This window comes from Nonomuraea sp. NPDC050404 (assembly GCF_040655495.1).
Classification (GTDB): Bacteria; Actinomycetota; Actinomycetes; order Streptosporangiales; family Streptosporangiaceae; genus Nonomuraea.
The window spans coordinates 55609-70653 of record NZ_JBFAKB010000018.1 but is presented as its reverse complement, the minus strand read 5'-3'; the positions used below and the strand labels follow the sequence as shown (position 1 = coordinate 70653).

The following is a 15045-nucleotide window of genomic DNA, read 5'->3' as shown; positions in this document are numbered from 1 at the left end:
CCCCACTCGGCCGCTACGCGGCGTCGTCCTCGACGGGTTCCTCGTCGGCGGGCTCGTCCTGGCCCTCCTCATCGGGGTCGCCAGGCTGAATCGTGGCACCCTCAGGCCGGATCGCGAGCGGGTCGGAGACGACAGAGCCGCGCTCCTTCTGAATCCGCTCGACCTCCTCGTCAACCTGCGTCTCATCCCAGTCCGCATGGACCATGGCCACGAGGATCTTCGTCGAGGCGGCTTCGGCCTGCCGGAGCGCGGCGGCGGTCTGCGCCAGAGTCAGCATGTCCTCGCTGACCGTGTCGCCGAACTGGACGCGAGGCCGTTGCGGCTCGATGTCCGTCCGTTCGAAGTGCACGCGCGTGGCCTCGGCGAGGTTCTCGATCCGGGCACCGAGGAACGGCCCCCAGTAACCCGTCTTCTGATCTCGGGTGGTGTTGGACTTGCGTTCGCGGGCCTTGACCTCTGTGGCCGTCACCGCAACGTCGCCGGTGTCGCCGAACGTCTGCGCCGAGTAGCCAGCCATGCCGACAATCCGGTTTTGCAGGTGCTCGATGGCGGTCAGGTGCTCAGCAACGCGGATCTCGAATTGATGGGCTCCGATCTCCAACTTGTCGGTTCCGCCGAGAGTCTCGACGGCCTCGTACACCTCGCGATCGACGAACGCTCCGCCCTGGCCAGGCCCCAGGTTCTCGACGTAGCTGGACGGAACGACGAGGCGCCCCTTACCGATGCGGATGTCCCGCATCAGGCTTGCGTACACTTCGTCGATCGCGTCGAGGAACTGCTCCACGCCGGAGAGGTCGGAGCGACCGAGGTTGGCCGCCGCGGGCAGGGCCCGCCATACCCGGTTGGGCTTGATGTTCGGAACGTAGCCGACAGTCAGTGTCTTGAGGTCCGTCTCGATCAGGTCGCCGTCGGTCAGTGACTCCGCGATTGGGGCCGTCTCCGGCATGTCCGTGAGCGGGATCTTGCGGCCGAGCTTGTCGGCGTCGCCCTCGTACAGGCCGTGGATGATGGCGCCGGGCTCGTGCCGCTCCAGGTGGCGGATGACCTTCTTGCCGTCGTCGGCGATCACGTGCCAGAACGTGACGGCGCGCAGCTCGTTCCATCGCCACTCCGGGATCGCGGCGTCCGCGTGCACGGCGGACAGCCATGGCCCCTCGGGGCGTATCTCCCGATCCCAGCAGGTGCGCAGGTACACACCGCCCAGAGCGGCGCACACCTCGGCCGCCTCCAGGAGATCAGCGCGGAAACTGGTCTCGGCCGTCAGCTCGTCGAGCCACTCCTGAGTAGGGGCGTGGTCCTCAACGGTGAGCGTCGGCGGCTCGGAGAACAGGAGCCTCGACGACACGGCAGCGATGTCACCCGCGATCGGGAGATGGATCTTGGCGCGGCGGTCGCCGGCCGGTGTGGGTTGGCCCCACCACCACCGTGCGAGCCGTCCGACGACGCCGCCGCGGTACTGGCTCGGGTGGTTGATGATGCGGGCGCGCGAGACGGAGTCGAAGCTGTCGGCGTTCTCGCCGCCGTAGTACACGCTCAACTGGTTGGCGTCGCCTGAGTACCAGGCCGACCATTCGGCCATCTTGTCCAGCACGGGGGCAAGCTGCGGGGGCGGCCACGCGCCGCCGCCGTCGGGCAACGGCATGGAGTCTCCCAGGTCAGAGGGACATCAGGTCAGGGCGCGTGTCCTGCAGCGGCTCGTGATAGGCGTGAAAGCCTGGCTCCTGCCACACGCTGAGTTCGCCGGCGGCGTCGCGCACGATCCAATCCCCAAGCTGGGCGAACCGGCCGCCCCGCAGAGTGGGCACGAACAGGCGCCGGTCGGCGGTCACCTCGACGAGCGCCTCACCGAACAAGGGCCGTACATCCTCGGTGTAGCCGAGCCACTCGACCGCCTCGACGTCACGCGGCTCGGGGCGCGTACGCCAGCGCGTGATCACGCTCGCTCGCGATCGAGCAGCATGCCAGCCATGACAAGCCAGGTGTCCGCGAGGTGTTCGAGCCGCTCCATCGTGGTGTGGTTCGTCTCGCCCTCGGCGTGCCGGAGCACGCGGGCGGCGTTGTCGATCGCCTCGTCAGCGGTCACTTGGGCCTCACAGGAAGTAGGTGGTTGCGGCCTCGGCCCAGGCAATCGAGCGCTGCCCGTAGTGGCTGCGCACGGTGGCGAGCGCCTGCTTGAGCCGGGCGACGGCGGCCTCGGCCACGCGGAACGCGATGCACGCGGACGGCAGGGCGTCAGCGGGGTCGGACCGCCACTGGCCGTGCAGCCGCTCGGCGTGCTCAGCGATGGTGCGCGCGACGACCTCGGCGTACTCGGCGAACCCCGACGCGCTCAGGCGTCCGTCGGGGTCGCCGATCACCACATAGACGGTGGCCATCATGGCGTCGCGACCGAGGCCGGTGGGCTGCTCGCGCGCTCGCTGCGGTAGCCCTCGGGCGGCGCGTCCCGGTAGTCCGGCTTGCGGTCCCCGTCGAGGATCGACACGGCCAACTCAAGCCCGTTGTATAGGCCACGCTGGTACGCGTCGTAGTCCCAGTTGCCAGCCCGTCCTTGAATCTCGTGGACCTTCCGGACCCCCGCAGCGAGCGCGGGTAGGTCCACCGGGCCGGCCTGCGCGGCGGCGGGGCTTCCCTCGGGCCAGTGCCACGTACCGCCGCGGTGCTCGGTCTCGTCCTGGCGCGCAGTGCGGTTGAAGTGGATGCCCTCCGGGTTGAACACGGCCAGGCCAACGTGTCCGATGTGCTGGCCATCCGCGTCGGGGCCGTCCTGGTAGGTGTCCACCTGGGTCACGAAAGCCGCCCGGCAAAGGCTCGGGTATTGGCCGTCGGCGCTGCCACGGCTCACGTAGTGGACGATGCGGCCAATGGCCGGAGTCGGGCTCATGCTGCGGTCTCCAATCGGGCTCTCATCAGGCGGGTTTGCCAGGTCGCGCGGGTCGTGTGGGTCGCGTACCGCAGCATGTCCATGCCGTGATCAGCCACCTTGATCGGCGCGTCCTCGCCGCGCTCGGCCTTCTTCGGATCCCACGAGTAGCCGGGGAATTCGTCGATCAGCTCCGTACAGGACTTGTGCACCTTCAGGCGCCGCGTGGCGAGCAATGACGCGACGGTCCTGATCCCGGGCAACACCTCGTTGTCGCCGAGCACCGACCGGACGCCGTCCTGGTGGAGCTGGATACGGAACGACGCGGCGGACGGGTCCACCACCGTGTACCGGGGAGCGATCCCCGTGAGATCGGTACCGGGCACCATCGCCGAGGCGAGCCACCCACGCAGGCGCTCGCTGTACTCGTGGTCCGTGAGTTGCCTGCGTCCGATCTTGGAGTCGTACCGATACTCATGCGTCAGGTACAGACAGCCATCCGCGCCCAGGCCCAGGACGCCCGCGTGGAACGGGTTCGTCGTGCCGTAGTCCACGCCGGTCGCGATCCACGAGTCAATGCGCGGCAGCTCGGCCACGACGTGCACCGACGGATCCCAGGCGTCGTACACCGCGCCCTCGGCCAGCACCCATCCGCCCTCAATGAAGCGGCGGTACCACAGGCCCGTGTACTGCGTTTTCAGCCGCTCGACGTACTCGGCCGTCAGGCTGGGGTTGTCGTCCAGCGTGAACGACCAGGTGTGCAGGCCGACGGCGGCGCCTCGGAGGATGAACTCCCGCCGAAGCCAGTGCGCCGGCCCGTCGGGGTTCGTCGTCGCCAGCAACTTCGCCCCGGGCACGCGCAAGCGCGACAGGAGCATCATCCAGAACGAGTACGGCACGAGCGTGGCCTCATCGACGTACGCCAGCGCCACGGTCGCGCCTCGGATTCGACCCTCGGCGAGCTTGTCGGATGCGCCCACGAGGTGCACCGTGCGGCCCAGGATGGTCGCCGTCGTGCTGCCGGTCGTGTGGTGCACCTGGGCGGCCAGCGGCCCGAACAGGGAAGCGCTCTGTAGCGGGTCGATGAGGTTCCGCTCGATCGTCTGTAGCGTCCTGCCCACGACGACGATCAGGCCCGTATCCGGGGCCTTGGCCACGGCGAACAGGAACGCCAACAGGCTGGCGATGGTCTTGCCGCTCGACACCGCCCCCGACCACAGCGCGATCTGGGGAACGTCGAACGAGCCGACGATGCTCTTGATCTGCTTGGGAGACAGGACCGCCGTGACCGCGTCAAGGCTGAGCATCGCCATCCTCGGCCGGCTCCTGGTCGGCCGCGCCCTCGTCGTCGGGGAGCTGCTGCGCGATGGCGCGTAGGCCGTCGGCCAGGCCGGCGAGCATGGACCGCGCGCCCTCGGCGCCCTGGTCGGAGTCGATCGCTTCGAGCTTGGCCGCCGAGGCGGTGGCCGAGCTGATCGACTGCACGAGCGCCTTGACTTCCTGGGCGGGCGCCTCGTCGAGGGTGATGGTCTCGATGCCCTGGCCGGTGGTGGTGGTGAACACGTACTCGGCGGCGTCGAGTCGGTCGAGGAGGGCCTCTGCCTGGCCGTAGAGGCGGCTCACGATGGCCACTCTCCTGGCCTTGTTGTCGGCGCTGGCGGCGGCGGTCGCGGCGGCGGTGTGTCCGGTGCGCGCCCACGTGAGGTTCTCGCGGGCACCGATGCGCGAGATGGTCGAGTGCGCACGGCCGAGGGTTCGGGCCACGTCTCGGAGAGAATGGCCGTCGGCGTTCATTCGCTTTATCTGCGCGATTTCGTCGTCTGAGACGGGGGTCGTCATGGGCCCTCCCCTCTCGACGGGTCGCCTGATAACCTTGTTGGCATACAAGACATGGATTCGGAGGTGGCCGCGCATGGCCGCCGAGCAGCAGAGGAGGCCCCAGGTGTACGTGGGAATGGCCACCGTGGGCGAGTGGATCGGCGTGTCCGGGGCGAGTGTCGCGGTCTACCGGAAGCGGTACGCGGACACGGATCACCCGTGCCCGGAGCCGGACGTGGTGGTGCGCGAGGGGCGCGAGGTGCCAGGGTGGCTGCCGTCGCGCGCCGGCGAGTGGCAGGCGTGGGCGGCGGGGCGCGTCGGTCCGGGCGTCGGCGGGGGCCGGCCGCGCAAGCAGCGGGAGTAGCTTTTGCTTGTTGGCTTTATTGACTAGGTAACCACTACGGGCATATCCTAGTCGCATAAGCCAACAAGCTTTGGAGCTGCAATGACGCCCGTCCAGACCAGCCAGACCGTCACCACGACCGCCGTCCGGAACAACCGCAGCACCGTCTACGAGGTCGAGTTCCAGGGACGCACGTTCACGCGCATCGCGTTCCGCGAGTACCGGTGGTGCACGATCGTCGAGAGCCCCAACGGGGAGCGGCGGGCCGCCTGGTCGAAGTCGAACACCGAAGCGCTCTACCCGGCGGACGCCGACCCCGCCGACGTGGCGATCGCGGTCATCCTGCTCGCCCAGCCCGACGCGGCGTGATCACGCCGAGCGGTTGCCGCTGGTGCGGCCTGGCCGAGCGCGACCACTTCACGAGGTGGGCCGAGGCGGCAGGCTGGCACCGGTGGACAGAGCCGACGACCGAGCAGATCAAGGCCCGCATGATCGAGCGGGCCAAGGCCAGGTGACACAGCCCCTGCCCCGTCCGGGTGGGGGCTTTCTCATGCTCAGGCGGCCACGGTCCGCAGCTCCGCGCGCTCGGCGGGCGTGGCCGGCACCGCGCGGCCGGTGCGTAGGCACCACTCAACCGCAGCGAGGTCCCAGTAATCGACCAGGGTTCGGCGGCCTTGGGTGCCGAGGCGGCGCACGCCGTACCGGTGGACCCACACGCCGATGGTCGAGCGTGGGGTGTCGAGGCGTTCGGCGGCGTCGGCAAGGGCGATGGGCTCGATCAGGTTGGCCACCCCCTGAAACACGAAAAACCCCCGAGCCGAGGGGCATCGGGGGTATAGATCACCAGCTTGAGACGTGAGTATTACACCAGGTCAGAGCGTTGGCAAGCGGGGTGGCATCGTGCCGCAAGCGCGTGAATCGCTGTGCGGGCACGGCTTGCCACCGGATCCACGATCACAAAATGTGACGCAGATCACACTAGCGTTCGCCGCTGTCCTTGTGGCACCAGCCGCCCGCCTCAATCAGCTTCAAGATCGCCTCAGCGTCAGCCCTGGTCACACGCACACTGCCGTCGAAACGGGCCTGCGTGGACTTCACCACCTGAGCGCGGGAGCCGCCCTGCAACAGGGACCAGCACGCGTTCCGCGCTCGATCGATCGACCGCTCATGGTCGAGCCCCGGGTCGATCCGGCGCAGGCCGGCCAACAGGGCGTCCGTCTGCTGCTCGTCCGGCTTGGGGATCGGGAACGCGGGGGTTGAGCCGGCGTCGGCCTCGGTCCTCGACGAGGGCGCGGTGAGCGACGCCAGGACGACCACAGCCACCAGGAGCGCCAGGACACCGGTCACGATGCCAAGGACCCAGCGCCCCGCCCTCGACTTGCGCCGCCGCCGCGGCGGCATGGGCGGGCGAGCGTACGGCGGGGGCTGCTGCTGCGGAGGTAAGTGCATGGCGTGCAGGCTACGCCCCGCCGATCGGCGCTGTCTCCCCTCAGATCATCCCGCCAGGCCACCACTCCGACGCCTGGGCCGGTAGCTGCTCGTCGCAGTCCGGGCAGAGCCGCGCGAGCAACTCGCCCGTCACCACGCTCTCGACGGGCACCGGCCGAGGATGCGAGCAGCGCGAGGAGCGCAGCACACCCCGGTTGAGCAGCTCGAACCCGATCTGCGTGCCGATCGCCTCGACATCAGGATCGGGCACGGGATCGACCAGGCCCGCCGACCGCATCGCGGACATCATGCCCGCTACCTGGGCCTGCGCGGCTATGACCTCGGCGTGCTGGCGCACGTGCCAGCGCAGGTACGCGCGCATGTCCTCGCGCATCAGGCACCCGCCAGGAAGCCGGCCACGATGCGGCCCGCCTCGGCCGCCGCCCGGTCCAGCGCGACGCGGTACCGCTCGACCCCGCCGGGCTCCAGGATCCACGCCTCAAGAGGCCGCCACGGGCAGCCGCACGAGTACCGGCGCCGCTCCTCGTAGCCGAGGCGGCGCTCCAGCACGCGCAGGGTGCCGTCGAGGCAGGTCGGGCACAGCATGAGGCAGCCTGGCCGGTGCCCGCGCGTGGTCGGCTCGCAGATGGGGCACGCTCCGCAGTGTCGGCACCGCCCGGTCATGGCCGTCTCGTGTTCGGCTGGTCGAATCCCCAATCGGCCGCGTCGCAGGGCGGCTCGACTTCATCCCAGTGCATGAGGTCGTCGAGCAGCTCGGCGAGGCGGTCGAGGAGGCGGCGCACGAAGCCGCGGCGGCGCTGATGTCTCATGCGGCCGAGGATGCCGCCGCCCTCGACGCGCTGGGGGTACACATGCGCCGTTTCTCAGCGGACACACTGCCGCGAACCCTACGATGAGCGACGGGCGGCACCCACTTCTATAAGGAGACTTGTGCCCCCCGAAAAGTCCCTACTGATTGCGCTTTCGGTCGTCGTCGCGACCAGCGTCGCAACTGCCCTCATGCTCGCGGATGGCTCCACATGGCCGGCTTCCCTGTTGACGGGGCTGGCCGCGGGCGGCGCGACGCTGTGGGGCCTGCTTGGGTGGTTCGGCCGCCGTCCATAACACCAATGGCGGACATGCTGCCCATCATGGGCCTGCGAGATCTGACGTCATCTCGCGGGCTATGCCCACAAGCGATTGCCTCTGCCACTCACGCAGGCTCGGCCACAACTCCATGAGCCGTCGCAGAGCCGGATCGACAGGGGTCTCGTCCCGCCGCGCGCCAGCATCCATCTGCCGGTGGATCTCCTCCAGGATCTCGGCAGCGCCCTCACGCCCCACGGAGACGAGCCGGTCAGGTGTGAGCCCGACAACGTAGGCCATGTGAGCCAGAGTGTCATCGGGCGCCACGACCGGTTGGTTCTTTCCTTCGGTTCCGCCCTCGATGTGGTACCAGCGACTTTCGCCCAGCCGCACGTCGGGCGCCTGTTCGCGTAGCAGCTCGATGGCCTTCTTGACGCTCAGACCTCGTGCTTTGCGAGCTACTCGGATGAGAGCGCCCTCAGGTGTTGCCGTCACAGGTGCCCGTCCGGGGTCTCGTACGGCGCACCGCTGTCCGAGATGAGATACGCCTTCTCCTCGCCGCCCACGTACAGGAACGCCACCGCATCATCTACGCCGGGTGTCCTGTACTCGAACATGAACCGGTATGGGATGAACATCGGCTTCGACCGCGTCGGCTCGTTCATGCCGTCCATCATCGCCCACCAGCAGCCCGCCGCGCAGATCGACGGCGCCACGCGGCCACCCGTGACCAGAGCGACCGCCGCCGAGTCACCCGCTGGACCGTTGGGGAGTCCCACAGCGAACGCCCGCACCCCGAGCAGTACAGCTCCGTGAGCGCCGAGACCTCGCACCGTGGGCACGAGTTGATGCTCATCGACAGCACAGGCAGCCGCCGCCCTTGAGGTGCCACTCGACCCGCCACTCGTCCGGCTGGCGGCCGAGGGCATCGCGTCGGCGGGACGCTGAGATCGGCACCAGGCGGGCGCGGTCGTCGCGGCGCGACGTGAGCATGACCGGCGCGAGTCGGATCACGATCCAGGACGGCACCCAGCGGCCCACGGTCCCCTCAGCGGTGATCACTGGCGGCCATGTTCCGCCGTTGTACGCCCATGTGCGGACATGCACGAGCCACCACGCGAGGTGCTGGATCACGGCATCACGCTCCCCCGCATCTGCTGCCACAGCAACAGCTCCCGATACTCGCGCGTGGGGCTCGGGTCGCCCTCGTGGTCCTCGACCACATGCCGCCTGGTCGCGTCGGTGGCCTCCTGCTCGGTGTCCCAGGTGGTGTGCCACGGGCACGGCAGCGCGGGGCAGCGCGCGATCGAGGCCCCGTCGGGCGTCTCGGCGGCGGGCCGGTCCTCGCGGTACACGCCGAGGCTCTCCAGGTGTTCGAGCGCCGTCTTGGCCTCGTCGATGAACGTCTTGAGCCAGGCGGCGGCCTTGTACGGGCGGGCCTCGTCGGCAATGAGTTCCCCTCGGGGCCACTCGCCGATGTGTACCTGCCAGCGCGTCGAGGTGGTGCCGTCACTGTTCGGGGTGTCGCGCGGGCCGACGTAGATGTCAAAGTGAGCGCCGTGGTCCTCGGGTTGGCGTAGGCCGGCCGCGTTGAGCTGCTTTTCCAGCGCGGACGCCCTGGTCCACAGCTCATCAGCCTCGATCTCCAGCCGCTCGGCGCGCTCGTGTTCGATGAGGTAGCCGCCGGCGAACTTGATGCGCTCGGCCTTCAGCTCCTCCAGCTCGGCGCGGGCGGCGTCGAGGTCCTCGCGGAGCTGCTCGGCGTCGGCCTGGTGCTCGGCCGCGAGCGCCTCGGGCGTCTGAGACGCGAGCACCTCGGCCCCGCAGACAACACACACGCGGGGGCCGCCGCAGTTGGTGAGGGCCGGGCCAGGCTCGGTAGGCAGACCAGGGCCGTTCCAGTAGCCATGCGTCGTCCACGGCATCAGGCGTCCCCCGCCGCGAGGCTCTCCAGGAACTCGTGCATGACGCGGTTGTGCCGCGCGTCCGCCAGCGCGTTGTGCTGTCCCTCGGCCTGGACGGGCATGTCCGGGTTGCCGAGGCGCATGCACTCCTGCTTGAGGTCGTTCGTCCACATCGGCACACCCTTGGGCAGGTGGATCATGCGGCCCCAGAGTTGCGCCAGGGCGACGTGATCATAAGCGCCGTACCAGGCCCACAGCTCGACGTCCGGCGTGGCCAGGATGAAGTCACGGACCGCGTTGCGGATCATTCGGCGCGGCATGACCTCGTTACTGGTCATGTCCAGATTGAAGAAACCTTGGTATCGGCTGGACGTCGAGATGCGTCCGTGCGACTTCTGGCCTCTCGTGTCGGTGTGCAGTGGGAGGGACGGAACGACGTTCTCCATGAGCCATTGGTGCTGGCAGATGAGTTCGTGCAGTGAGCCCGTGTCGATCTCTTCGTTGACGGCATAGAACTCCCTGCCGTCCTCGGCAACCATGCCGATCGAAATCAGCTCGATCGTCCGCCCGTCCTCAAGAAATTCGGTGTCGTACCAGATCCTCATGTGGTTCCCTTCGCTGCTGCGCGCCTCTGGGCACGTCGCAGGGCGGCGGCGCGCAACTCGGCCAGCCCTTCGACGTCGTACCGGGTGTTGCACTGGCGGCACCGCGCGCCGGCCAGGTAGCCGAGGAAGTCGATCACCTCGACCAACGCCCTCCACCCGCAGCCGCCGCACGGCACGCTGAGCGGCCGGTCATCCCCGCCGGACTCGGGCAAGCGGGAGACCGCGCGCCGGCGCACGTCGAGGATCTCCAGCCCCGCCCCCGCCCCGTCGAGCTCGACCAGCTCCCGGTCGCGCACCATCGGCGCGGACGGCAGCACGAGCAGCGCGTCAAGGCGGGGGGCGAGCACGGTCACGGCCTGGGCGATCTGCACGCCGAGGCGTTGGCCGCGTGACGCCGCGGTGTCGAGCGGCGGCATGCGCGCGACGTCCCTGACGCGTTCCTCCCAGCTCACGAGGATTTCGGCCATCTCGCGTTGGCTGGCGTCGGCGTCGAGGTTGAGCGGCACCGGCCGAGACTTCGAGGTGGTGACGCGGATGGTGTCGTACGCGCTGCCGCCGGTCATGTCCGCGACGAGCAGATCAGCCATGGCCGCGTACAGGAGCGGCATACCGGTGATCGCCTGGGCGATGAGGGCGCGGTCCTCGTCGCAGAACGGCCGCCAGGTCGGCGCGGGGCCGGCCTTGGTGCGGGCGGCGCAGCGGGGGCCGCGGGCGCATGGGTGCATCTCGTCTGCCACGCGCGCCAGCGTGCCGGGCCGGGCGAGGCGTTGGGGGTACGCGAAAGGCCCCAGCGAGGAGATCGCCAGGGCCTGAGTGGTGCTGTCAGCTCTACCTGGTGATGCCGAGGAGCGGCCCCACGTCCCGCAGGAACGTCAGCAGGCCCTCATGGTCGGCACGCTTCTGCAGGTCCTCAACCGGGGTCTCACCAGTGCCGAGGCCCTGCTTGATGACCTCCTTGAGGATGGCGGCGTACGTGATGCGGAAGCCTTTCACCGTGTCGCCGGCGAACTCGGCGGCGTCGAGCGCCTGACGGTACGGCGCGGCGCGGCCGGCGTTGCCCAGGACCGTGGTGATCAGGTCGGGGAGGTGGAAGGCCGGGCCGCCCGTGAGGCTCTTGGCGAGGCGCTGCCGGGCGTCGAGGTCGCGCTTGATGGCGGTGTTGGCGTAGGAGGTGAGGCGGTCGGCGTTCGCGCTGTTCATGCGTGCTCCAGGGTCGGCGTGCGTCAGCTCTGGTGACGCTTCTGCTGCTGGTCCTTGACGGCCTCTCGACGAGCGAGGGCGCGCGGGCTAAACGGGCTCTCGGGGCTCTTGGCGGCGCGGCGCCGGAGGTCTGCCCACTTCTGCTCGCTGATCGTGAGCGGGGTCTCGGGCAGCTTCCGCTTGCTGGCCATCTCAGGTCTCCTCGGGGGCGTAGTCGTCGGGGTGCCAAGGCAGGCCAGCCGCGAGGAGCACACGCTGTGCGCCCTTCCACGCGCCGAAGAACCGGGCGAAGTCGTGCGGGGCGGCGGTGCTTCTGGCCAGGTAGTCAGCGAGGGCGGCGGGGTTGCGCTGCCAGTGCGCGTGCAGCGAGGCGTCGAGGAGCTGACGGCGCACGAGCGCGGGCGGGGTGGTGCGCAGGTGCTCGATCGCCGCGGCGATGGTGGCCTGTCGAGCAGGAGTGGGGGCCATGGATGTCCTTCCGGTGAGGGACCGGCCCCCGGTTGCCCAGGGGCCGGTGAGGGTCAGGCGGTCGCGGCGCGTTCGAGCTGCTGCCACTCGGCGCGGTCAGCGAGGATGAGCGCCTCCAGCTCGCCGGTCTCCAGCCATGGCCAGCCGCCGCGCAGGGAGCGCCGGGAGAGGTCACGCATGAGCACGCTCGCGGCCCACTCTTCGCCGCGCTCGCGGAGGAGCTGCTTGGACTTGGCGGCGGCGCACGGGTCCACGAACGGGCTTCGCGCGGCCTCGGCGCGGCCCTGGGTGGCCAGCTCGGCGAGCGTCTCGGGGGTGAGAGTCGTCCTCATCGGGCGGCCCGGGTGTCCTGGATCACCAGGGCTCGATGCCACTGAGCTGCCTCGATGATCAGGCCGTTCGCGTCGGCCCCGAGAAAGTAGCCCTCGATCGCGTGGCGCGGCGTCCACTCAGCGATCCAAGCGGCCTTGAGCTCGAACCAATTGGTGAGGTTGGGCTTGAACACGTCGGCTCCTCAGTGCAGGGTGCCGGCGGCGTCTGCGGCGGCGGCCTCGTCGGTCATCTTCCAGAAGCTGATGTACGCGATCACCGCGTGACCCTGGGGGTACTGGTCCCAGTTCGCGAGGTCCTTGACCTCCAGGCCGTACGCGTACCAGGCGGTGCCCGGCTCGTCGTCGATCTGGTTGAGGTGGGACAGGATCGCGGCCTCGCTGTCCTTGGTGAACTCCGACAGGCCGGTGTCGGCGCCGTCGGGGGTGGCGTCGAGCGTCTTCCACAAGGTCAAGCGCTCCAACTTGCCGTCGCTCTGGGCGGTGCGCGACAGCTTGTCCACAGTGAGGCGCCACCGGGTAGCGGTCCGGCCGACGTTGAGGAGGTCTGCAGCGAGTGTGAGAGCGAGGAAAGCGCGCGATGGTCTGGTCATCGGTGCTCCATTCCAGGGTCGAGGGGGTGCTCCCGGGCGCCCGCCCGGGAGCCGAGAGGATCAGGTGCGGCGGCGCCGCATGTTGGCCAGCGACCACGCGGTGTCATCGGCGCTCATGTGGAACACGCCCTCGACGTGCACGAACGAGCCGTCCACGTCGGCTACGGCGCGCTCACCGGTGGGCCGGTGCTCGACCTCGATGACCGCGTCGGGGTGGAGGCGGCCGGCCGAGCGCGCGGCGATGCGCGCCGCGAGGCGGTTGACCGCGAACCGGTAGCCCTGCCCGTCCACGAGGATCATGTACCTGACCGGCCGGAAGCCCATGCGCATGGTCATCTCGATGTCGGTCGCGGTGGGCGTGCGGCCGATGAGCGCCAGCTCGGCGGTCATCATCGTGATGGCGTCGGCGGTGTGGGTGGCGGTCATGTGGTCCTCCGTGGGGTGAGTGGGGGTGGCCCCGGTTGCCCGGGGCCCTGGGGGCGCTACTTGCGGGGGTCGGTGCAGCCGTTGTTCTCGATGGCGAACTCAACGGCCTCGGGGCTGATCTGCTTGGTGTCCACGAGGTCCATGAGGAGGTCGTTCTTGCCGGCCTTTCGGCCGAGGTCTACGAGCGCTTCTGCGAGGTCATCGACGCGGCTGAGGTGGCCGGACTGTACGGCCTTGATGATCCGGTCGGCGATCTTGTGCATCTCGCGCTCGGTGTTCATGTCCGCCCTTCCTTGTTGGCTTATGCGACAAGGTTAATGGTCACCTGGAAACCTTGTCAACAAAGCCAACTCAGAAATCTGTCACGCCGCCCTGACCTCGATGAACGCCCCACGGAACGCCCCCCGAACAGTCCTCGCGCACGGCTGGTAGTGCACCGTCTCGCGCCCACACCCGCAGTGAGGCAGGCAGTACCGAACAGCCCTGATCGACTCGACCTCGACCGCCTCGACCCGCTCGGCCAGCACCCGCCCGTGCTCGACCGCCCACGCGCTCGCACGCTCGTACACCTCGGCCACCCGCGCGCCAGCCACGAGCAGCCGCGGCCCGTCGATGCCCTCGACCACGCACGGCGCGGGCGGGCCAGCGTGTCGGACGCCTCGGCCACGCGGCCGGCGCTTGCGCTTGACGGGCGGCCCCCAGCCCTTCGGCCGGATGACCGCGTGCCACGTCCCCTCAACCTCGGCCGGGTGCGGCACCGGGGCGGCCTGCTCGATGTCGAGGCCCGCGCTGCCGAGCTGGGCGACCAGCTCGGCGACGAGGCGGGGCGGCCCGTCGAGGCGGATGGACGCCCACTCACTCACTGGGCAGCCTCTGGGCGTACATGACGAACTCCTCGCGACCGTTGCCATGGCTGCCGGAGGGGCTCCACTCGATGATGCGGAACAGCTCGCCGTTGATGATCACGCGAGCGTTCTCGTCGAGGTTCGCGGGCGGCTGCTCGGCCGGCGTGCTGCTCAGCTCCTTGCCGTCGAGGATGGCGAGGGTGTCGCGGGCCTGGTCGATGGCCCCGAGCCGTATCGACGTGGCGACGACCATCTCGGAGAAGCGACGTACTCGGGCGATGGCCTCAATCTCGGCGCGGTGCCGCTCGATCTCGGCCACCAGGCGGGGTACGGCGGTGAGGGCCTTGGTGCCGTGCGGGCCGAGGAGCGCGGACTCACTCAGCCACGCGGTGTAGGCGGCGTGGATCTCGGCCAGCTCGTCGGGGGTGAGCAGGGCGGGAGTGGTCTTCTCAGGCATCCTCGGTCTCCTTGATGTGAAGCGTGTTGATGGTGCGGGCCTGGACAGCGCAGCGCAGCGCGAACCCGGCGGCGATGGCGCCGGTGAGGCCGAGGTCGAAGTCGCCGAACATGAGCCGCCAGGCGGCCGGGATGGCGAGCGCGATGAACGCGAGGTGGTACGGGAAGGTGTTGCGGGACATGGGAGGTTCCTTCACGTTGAGGGGGTCTCGCGGCGCTCGATCTCGGCGGCGAGGTACGTGGACGCCAGCGCGAGCGCGGCCGACACCACCTCGTTCCCGATGCCCTGGTCAACGGCGGCGAAGAACAGGTCACCGGCCGTGCGGTGGTCGCCGTTGGCGTTCGCGGTGAAGATGCGCGCCGCAGTGACCATCTCGGGCGGCAGGTCCATGTCGGAGATGTCGCACGGCTCGCCGGTCTCGGTGTTGAACGCGAGCAGGCCGAAGAACTCGCCCTCGTCCAGCTCGACGCCGGCGACCTTCTTGACGGCCTCAGCGAACCCGAGGGTGGCGCCGAACAGGGCAGGCCATCCGCACTCGGCGAGGGCGTTCATGTTGGTGTTGACCATGTCCTCGTCGTCGCTGATCGCGCCGCCGAGGGCGTTCATGACGAGGTGGGCCTGTCGGAGGGTTTCCTCGGGGGTGAGCACGGGCTCTCCTTCGCTAGATGATCTTGGATGAGGCT

The 15045-nt window shown here is 69.4% G+C and carries 33 protein-coding genes; 3 read left to right on the top strand and 30 right to left on the bottom strand.

Annotated elements, in window-relative coordinates:
• Nucleotides 1–13: 13 nt before the first annotated feature.
• The 7 genes from AB0I81_RS40165 to AB0I81_RS40135 are packed head-to-tail and all read right to left on the bottom strand — an operon-like array spanning nt 14 to nt 4699.
• Nucleotides 14–1642, bottom strand: coding sequence for a phage portal protein (locus tag AB0I81_RS40165; protein WP_360668533.1), 1629 nt, complete (start codon nt 1640–1642; stop codon nt 14–16).
• Nucleotides 1643–1655: 13 nt separating this feature from the next.
• Nucleotides 1656–1937 carry a hypothetical protein gene (locus AB0I81_RS40160; RefSeq protein WP_360668530.1) on the bottom strand — a complete coding sequence of 94 codons (282 nt, stop codon included), beginning with the start codon at nt 1935–1937 and terminating at the stop codon, nt 1656–1658.
• On the bottom strand, nt 1934–2083 hold the full coding sequence (locus AB0I81_RS40155; protein ID WP_360668528.1) for a hypothetical protein: 150 nt from the start codon (nt 2081–2083) through the stop codon (nt 1934–1936). The genes AB0I81_RS40160 and AB0I81_RS40155 overlap by 4 nt, the downstream gene beginning before the upstream one ends.
• Before the next feature lie 7 nt (nt 2084–2090).
• On the bottom strand, nt 2091–2378 hold the full coding sequence (locus AB0I81_RS40150) for a hypothetical protein (RefSeq protein ID WP_360668525.1): 288 nt from the start codon (nt 2376–2378) through the stop codon (nt 2091–2093).
• Nucleotides 2375–2881, bottom strand: coding sequence for a hypothetical protein (locus AB0I81_RS40145; RefSeq protein WP_360668522.1), 507 nt, complete (start codon nt 2879–2881; stop codon nt 2375–2377). Before AB0I81_RS40145 ends, AB0I81_RS40150 begins: the two co-directional genes overlap by 4 nt.
• Nucleotides 2878–4167 carry a PBSX family phage terminase large subunit gene (locus AB0I81_RS40140; RefSeq protein ID WP_360668519.1) on the bottom strand — a complete coding sequence of 430 codons (1290 nt, stop codon included), beginning with the start codon at nt 4165–4167 and terminating at the stop codon, nt 2878–2880. Before AB0I81_RS40140 ends, AB0I81_RS40145 begins: the two co-directional genes overlap by 4 nt.
• A complete protein-coding gene (locus AB0I81_RS40135; RefSeq protein WP_360668516.1) occupies nt 4154–4699 on the bottom strand; it encodes a helix-turn-helix domain-containing protein in 546 nt (181 codons plus the stop codon). The genes AB0I81_RS40140 and AB0I81_RS40135 overlap by 14 nt, the downstream gene beginning before the upstream one ends.
• A 73-nt stretch (nt 4700–4772) precedes the next feature.
• Here AB0I81_RS40135 and AB0I81_RS40130 point away from each other — a divergent pair, with 73 nt between their 5' ends.
• The 3 genes from AB0I81_RS40130 to AB0I81_RS40120 all read left to right on the top strand — a co-directional run bounded on the left by AB0I81_RS40130 (nt 4773) and on the right by AB0I81_RS40120 (nt 5536).
• Nucleotides 4773–5042 carry a hypothetical protein gene (locus AB0I81_RS40130; protein WP_360668513.1) on the top strand — a complete coding sequence of 90 codons (270 nt, stop codon included), beginning with the start codon at nt 4773–4775 and terminating at the stop codon, nt 5040–5042.
• An 81-nt stretch (nt 5043–5123) separates the two neighbouring features.
• A complete protein-coding gene (locus AB0I81_RS40125; protein ID WP_360668510.1) occupies nt 5124–5390 on the top strand; it encodes a hypothetical protein in 267 nt (88 codons plus the stop codon).
• Nucleotides 5387–5536: a hypothetical protein gene (locus tag AB0I81_RS40120; RefSeq protein ID WP_360668507.1), complete on the top strand. Its 150-nt coding sequence runs from the start codon at nt 5387–5389 to the stop codon at nt 5534–5536. Before AB0I81_RS40125 ends, AB0I81_RS40120 begins: the two co-directional genes overlap by 4 nt.
• 39 nt (nt 5537–5575) lie before the next feature.
• On the opposite strand, the gene AB0I81_RS40115 is transcribed toward AB0I81_RS40120, so the two are convergent.
• From AB0I81_RS40115 to AB0I81_RS40005, 23 genes are all read right to left on the bottom strand, one after another.
• Nucleotides 5576–5812 carry a hypothetical protein gene (locus AB0I81_RS40115; protein WP_360668504.1) on the bottom strand — a complete coding sequence of 79 codons (237 nt, stop codon included), beginning with the start codon at nt 5810–5812 and terminating at the stop codon, nt 5576–5578.
• Between the two features lie 187 nt (nt 5813–5999).
• Nucleotides 6000–6470: a hypothetical protein gene (locus tag AB0I81_RS40110; RefSeq protein WP_360668501.1), complete on the bottom strand. Its 471-nt coding sequence runs from the start codon at nt 6468–6470 to the stop codon at nt 6000–6002.
• Between the two features lie 40 nt (nt 6471–6510).
• The gene (locus AB0I81_RS40105) at nt 6511–6843 is read right to left on the bottom strand and encodes a hypothetical protein (RefSeq protein ID WP_360668499.1); all 333 of its coding nucleotides are present in this window, start codon (nt 6841–6843) and stop codon (nt 6511–6513) included.
• Nucleotides 6843–7055: a hypothetical protein gene (locus AB0I81_RS40100; RefSeq protein WP_360668496.1), complete on the bottom strand. Its 213-nt coding sequence runs from the start codon at nt 7053–7055 to the stop codon at nt 6843–6845. The genes AB0I81_RS40105 and AB0I81_RS40100 overlap by 1 nt, the downstream gene beginning before the upstream one ends.
• 74 nt (nt 7056–7129) lie before the next feature.
• Nucleotides 7130–7279, bottom strand: coding sequence for a hypothetical protein (locus tag AB0I81_RS40095; protein ID WP_360668493.1), 150 nt, complete (start codon nt 7277–7279; stop codon nt 7130–7132).
• A 319-nt stretch (nt 7280–7598) separates the two neighbouring features.
• Nucleotides 7599–7835 carry a hypothetical protein gene (locus AB0I81_RS40090; protein WP_360668490.1) on the bottom strand — a complete coding sequence of 79 codons (237 nt, stop codon included), beginning with the start codon at nt 7833–7835 and terminating at the stop codon, nt 7599–7601.
• Between the two features lie 191 nt (nt 7836–8026).
• The gene (locus AB0I81_RS40085) at nt 8027–8251 is read right to left on the bottom strand and encodes a hypothetical protein (protein WP_360668488.1); all 225 of its coding nucleotides are present in this window, start codon (nt 8249–8251) and stop codon (nt 8027–8029) included.
• A 136-nt stretch (nt 8252–8387) separates the two neighbouring features.
• Entirely contained in the window at nt 8388–8597 is a 210-nt protein-coding gene (locus AB0I81_RS40080) for a hypothetical protein (protein WP_360668485.1), read from the bottom strand.
• A 68-nt stretch (nt 8598–8665) separates the two neighbouring features.
• Nucleotides 8666–9349, bottom strand: coding sequence for a hypothetical protein (locus AB0I81_RS40075; RefSeq protein WP_360668482.1), 684 nt, complete (start codon nt 9347–9349; stop codon nt 8666–8668).
• A 110-nt stretch (nt 9350–9459) separates the two neighbouring features.
• On the bottom strand, nt 9460–10044 hold the full coding sequence (locus AB0I81_RS40070) for a 3'-5' exoribonuclease (protein WP_360668480.1): 585 nt from the start codon (nt 10042–10044) through the stop codon (nt 9460–9462).
• On the bottom strand, nt 10041–10781 hold the full coding sequence (locus AB0I81_RS40065; RefSeq protein WP_360668477.1) for a hypothetical protein: 741 nt from the start codon (nt 10779–10781) through the stop codon (nt 10041–10043). The genes AB0I81_RS40070 and AB0I81_RS40065 overlap by 4 nt, the downstream gene beginning before the upstream one ends.
• Nucleotides 10782–10872: 91 nt before the next feature.
• Nucleotides 10873–11244, bottom strand: coding sequence for a hypothetical protein (locus tag AB0I81_RS40060; RefSeq protein ID WP_360668474.1), 372 nt, complete (start codon nt 11242–11244; stop codon nt 10873–10875).
• 23 nt (nt 11245–11267) lie between these two features.
• Complete coding sequence (locus tag AB0I81_RS40055) at nt 11268–11435, bottom strand: hypothetical protein (RefSeq protein ID WP_360668472.1); 168 nt, start codon at nt 11433–11435, stop codon at nt 11268–11270.
• Between the two features lies 1 nt (nt 11436).
• Nucleotides 11437–11712: a hypothetical protein gene (locus tag AB0I81_RS40050; protein ID WP_360668469.1), complete on the bottom strand. Its 276-nt coding sequence runs from the start codon at nt 11710–11712 to the stop codon at nt 11437–11439.
• 53 nt (nt 11713–11765) lie between these two features.
• Complete coding sequence (locus AB0I81_RS40045; protein ID WP_360668467.1) at nt 11766–12044, bottom strand: hypothetical protein; 279 nt, start codon at nt 12042–12044, stop codon at nt 11766–11768.
• Entirely contained in the window at nt 12041–12217 is a 177-nt protein-coding gene (locus AB0I81_RS40040) for a hypothetical protein (protein WP_360668464.1), read from the bottom strand. Before AB0I81_RS40040 ends, AB0I81_RS40045 begins: the two co-directional genes overlap by 4 nt.
• A 9-nt stretch (nt 12218–12226) precedes the next feature.
• A complete protein-coding gene (locus tag AB0I81_RS40035) occupies nt 12227–12634 on the bottom strand; it encodes a hypothetical protein (protein WP_360668461.1) in 408 nt (135 codons plus the stop codon).
• Nucleotides 12635–12694: 60 nt separating this feature from the next.
• The gene (locus AB0I81_RS40030; protein WP_360668458.1) at nt 12695–13060 is read right to left on the bottom strand and encodes a hypothetical protein; all 366 of its coding nucleotides are present in this window, start codon (nt 13058–13060) and stop codon (nt 12695–12697) included.
• Nucleotides 13061–13116: 56 nt separating this feature from the next.
• Entirely contained in the window at nt 13117–13341 is a 225-nt protein-coding gene (locus AB0I81_RS40025) for a hypothetical protein (RefSeq protein WP_360668456.1), read from the bottom strand.
• A gap of 81 nt (nt 13342–13422) precedes the next feature.
• A complete protein-coding gene (locus AB0I81_RS40020) occupies nt 13423–13923 on the bottom strand; it encodes a hypothetical protein (RefSeq protein WP_360668454.1) in 501 nt (166 codons plus the stop codon).
• Nucleotides 13916–14362: a hypothetical protein gene (locus tag AB0I81_RS40015; RefSeq protein ID WP_360668451.1), complete on the bottom strand. Its 447-nt coding sequence runs from the start codon at nt 14360–14362 to the stop codon at nt 13916–13918. Before AB0I81_RS40015 ends, AB0I81_RS40020 begins: the two co-directional genes overlap by 8 nt.
• Nucleotides 14355–14543 carry a hypothetical protein gene (locus AB0I81_RS40010; protein ID WP_360668449.1) on the bottom strand — a complete coding sequence of 63 codons (189 nt, stop codon included), beginning with the start codon at nt 14541–14543 and terminating at the stop codon, nt 14355–14357. Before AB0I81_RS40010 ends, AB0I81_RS40015 begins: the two co-directional genes overlap by 8 nt.
• A gap of 11 nt (nt 14544–14554) precedes the next feature.
• Nucleotides 14555–15010 carry a hypothetical protein gene (locus tag AB0I81_RS40005; RefSeq protein WP_360668446.1) on the bottom strand — a complete coding sequence of 152 codons (456 nt, stop codon included), beginning with the start codon at nt 15008–15010 and terminating at the stop codon, nt 14555–14557.
• Between the last annotated feature and the right edge of the window lie 35 nt (nt 15011–15045).

Coding starts and splice junctions, on each gene's coding strand:
- AB0I81_RS40125 (WP_360668510.1), top strand. CDS start 5,124: ATGACGCCCGTCCAGACCAGCCAGACCGTCACCACGACCGCCGTCCGG.
- AB0I81_RS40090 (WP_360668490.1), bottom strand. CDS start 7,835: ATGGCCTACGTTGTCGGGCTCACACCTGACCGGCTCGTCTCCGTGGGG.
- AB0I81_RS40105 (WP_360668499.1), bottom strand. CDS start 6,843: ATGCGCGAGGACATGCGCGCGTACCTGCGCTGGCACGTGCGCCAGCAC.
- AB0I81_RS40025 (WP_360668456.1), bottom strand. CDS start 13,341: ATGAACACCGAGCGCGAGATGCACAAGATCGCCGACCGGATCATCAAG.
- AB0I81_RS40140 (WP_360668519.1), bottom strand. CDS start 4,167: ATGCTCAGCCTTGACGCGGTCACGGCGGTCCTGTCTCCCAAGCAGATC.
- AB0I81_RS40055 (WP_360668472.1), bottom strand. CDS start 11,435: ATGGCCAGCAAGCGGAAGCTGCCCGAGACCCCGCTCACGATCAGCGAG.
- AB0I81_RS40070 (WP_360668480.1), bottom strand. CDS start 10,044: ATGAGGATCTGGTACGACACCGAATTTCTTGAGGACGGGCGGACGATC.
- AB0I81_RS40015 (WP_360668451.1), bottom strand. CDS start 14,362: ATGCCTGAGAAGACCACTCCCGCCCTGCTCACCCCCGACGAGCTGGCC.
- AB0I81_RS40135 (WP_360668516.1), bottom strand. CDS start 4,699: ATGACGACCCCCGTCTCAGACGACGAAATCGCGCAGATAAAGCGAATG.
- AB0I81_RS40100 (WP_360668496.1), bottom strand. CDS start 7,055: ATGCTGTGCCCGACCTGCCTCGACGGCACCCTGCGCGTGCTGGAGCGC.
- AB0I81_RS40165 (WP_360668533.1), bottom strand. CDS start 1,642: ATGCCGTTGCCCGACGGCGGCGGCGCGTGGCCGCCCCCGCAGCTTGCC.
- AB0I81_RS40045 (WP_360668467.1), bottom strand. CDS start 12,044: ATGAGGACGACTCTCACCCCCGAGACGCTCGCCGAGCTGGCCACCCAG.
- AB0I81_RS40060 (WP_360668474.1), bottom strand. CDS start 11,244: ATGAACAGCGCGAACGCCGACCGCCTCACCTCCTACGCCAACACCGCC.
- AB0I81_RS40145 (WP_360668522.1), bottom strand. CDS start 2,881: ATGAGCCCGACTCCGGCCATTGGCCGCATCGTCCACTACGTGAGCCGT.
- AB0I81_RS40050 (WP_360668469.1), bottom strand. CDS start 11,712: ATGGCCCCCACTCCTGCTCGACAGGCCACCATCGCCGCGGCGATCGAG.
- AB0I81_RS40150 (WP_360668525.1), bottom strand. CDS start 2,378: ATGATGGCCACCGTCTATGTGGTGATCGGCGACCCCGACGGACGCCTG.
- AB0I81_RS40030 (WP_360668458.1), bottom strand. CDS start 13,060: ATGACCGCCACCCACACCGCCGACGCCATCACGATGATGACCGCCGAG.
- AB0I81_RS40035 (WP_360668461.1), bottom strand. CDS start 12,634: ATGACCAGACCATCGCGCGCTTTCCTCGCTCTCACACTCGCTGCAGAC.
- AB0I81_RS40130 (WP_360668513.1), top strand. CDS start 4,773: ATGGCCGCCGAGCAGCAGAGGAGGCCCCAGGTGTACGTGGGAATGGCC.
- AB0I81_RS40110 (WP_360668501.1), bottom strand. CDS start 6,470: ATGCACTTACCTCCGCAGCAGCAGCCCCCGCCGTACGCTCGCCCGCCC.
- AB0I81_RS40095 (WP_360668493.1), bottom strand. CDS start 7,279: ATGAGACATCAGCGCCGCCGCGGCTTCGTGCGCCGCCTCCTCGACCGC.
- AB0I81_RS40010 (WP_360668449.1), bottom strand. CDS start 14,543: ATGTCCCGCAACACCTTCCCGTACCACCTCGCGTTCATCGCGCTCGCC.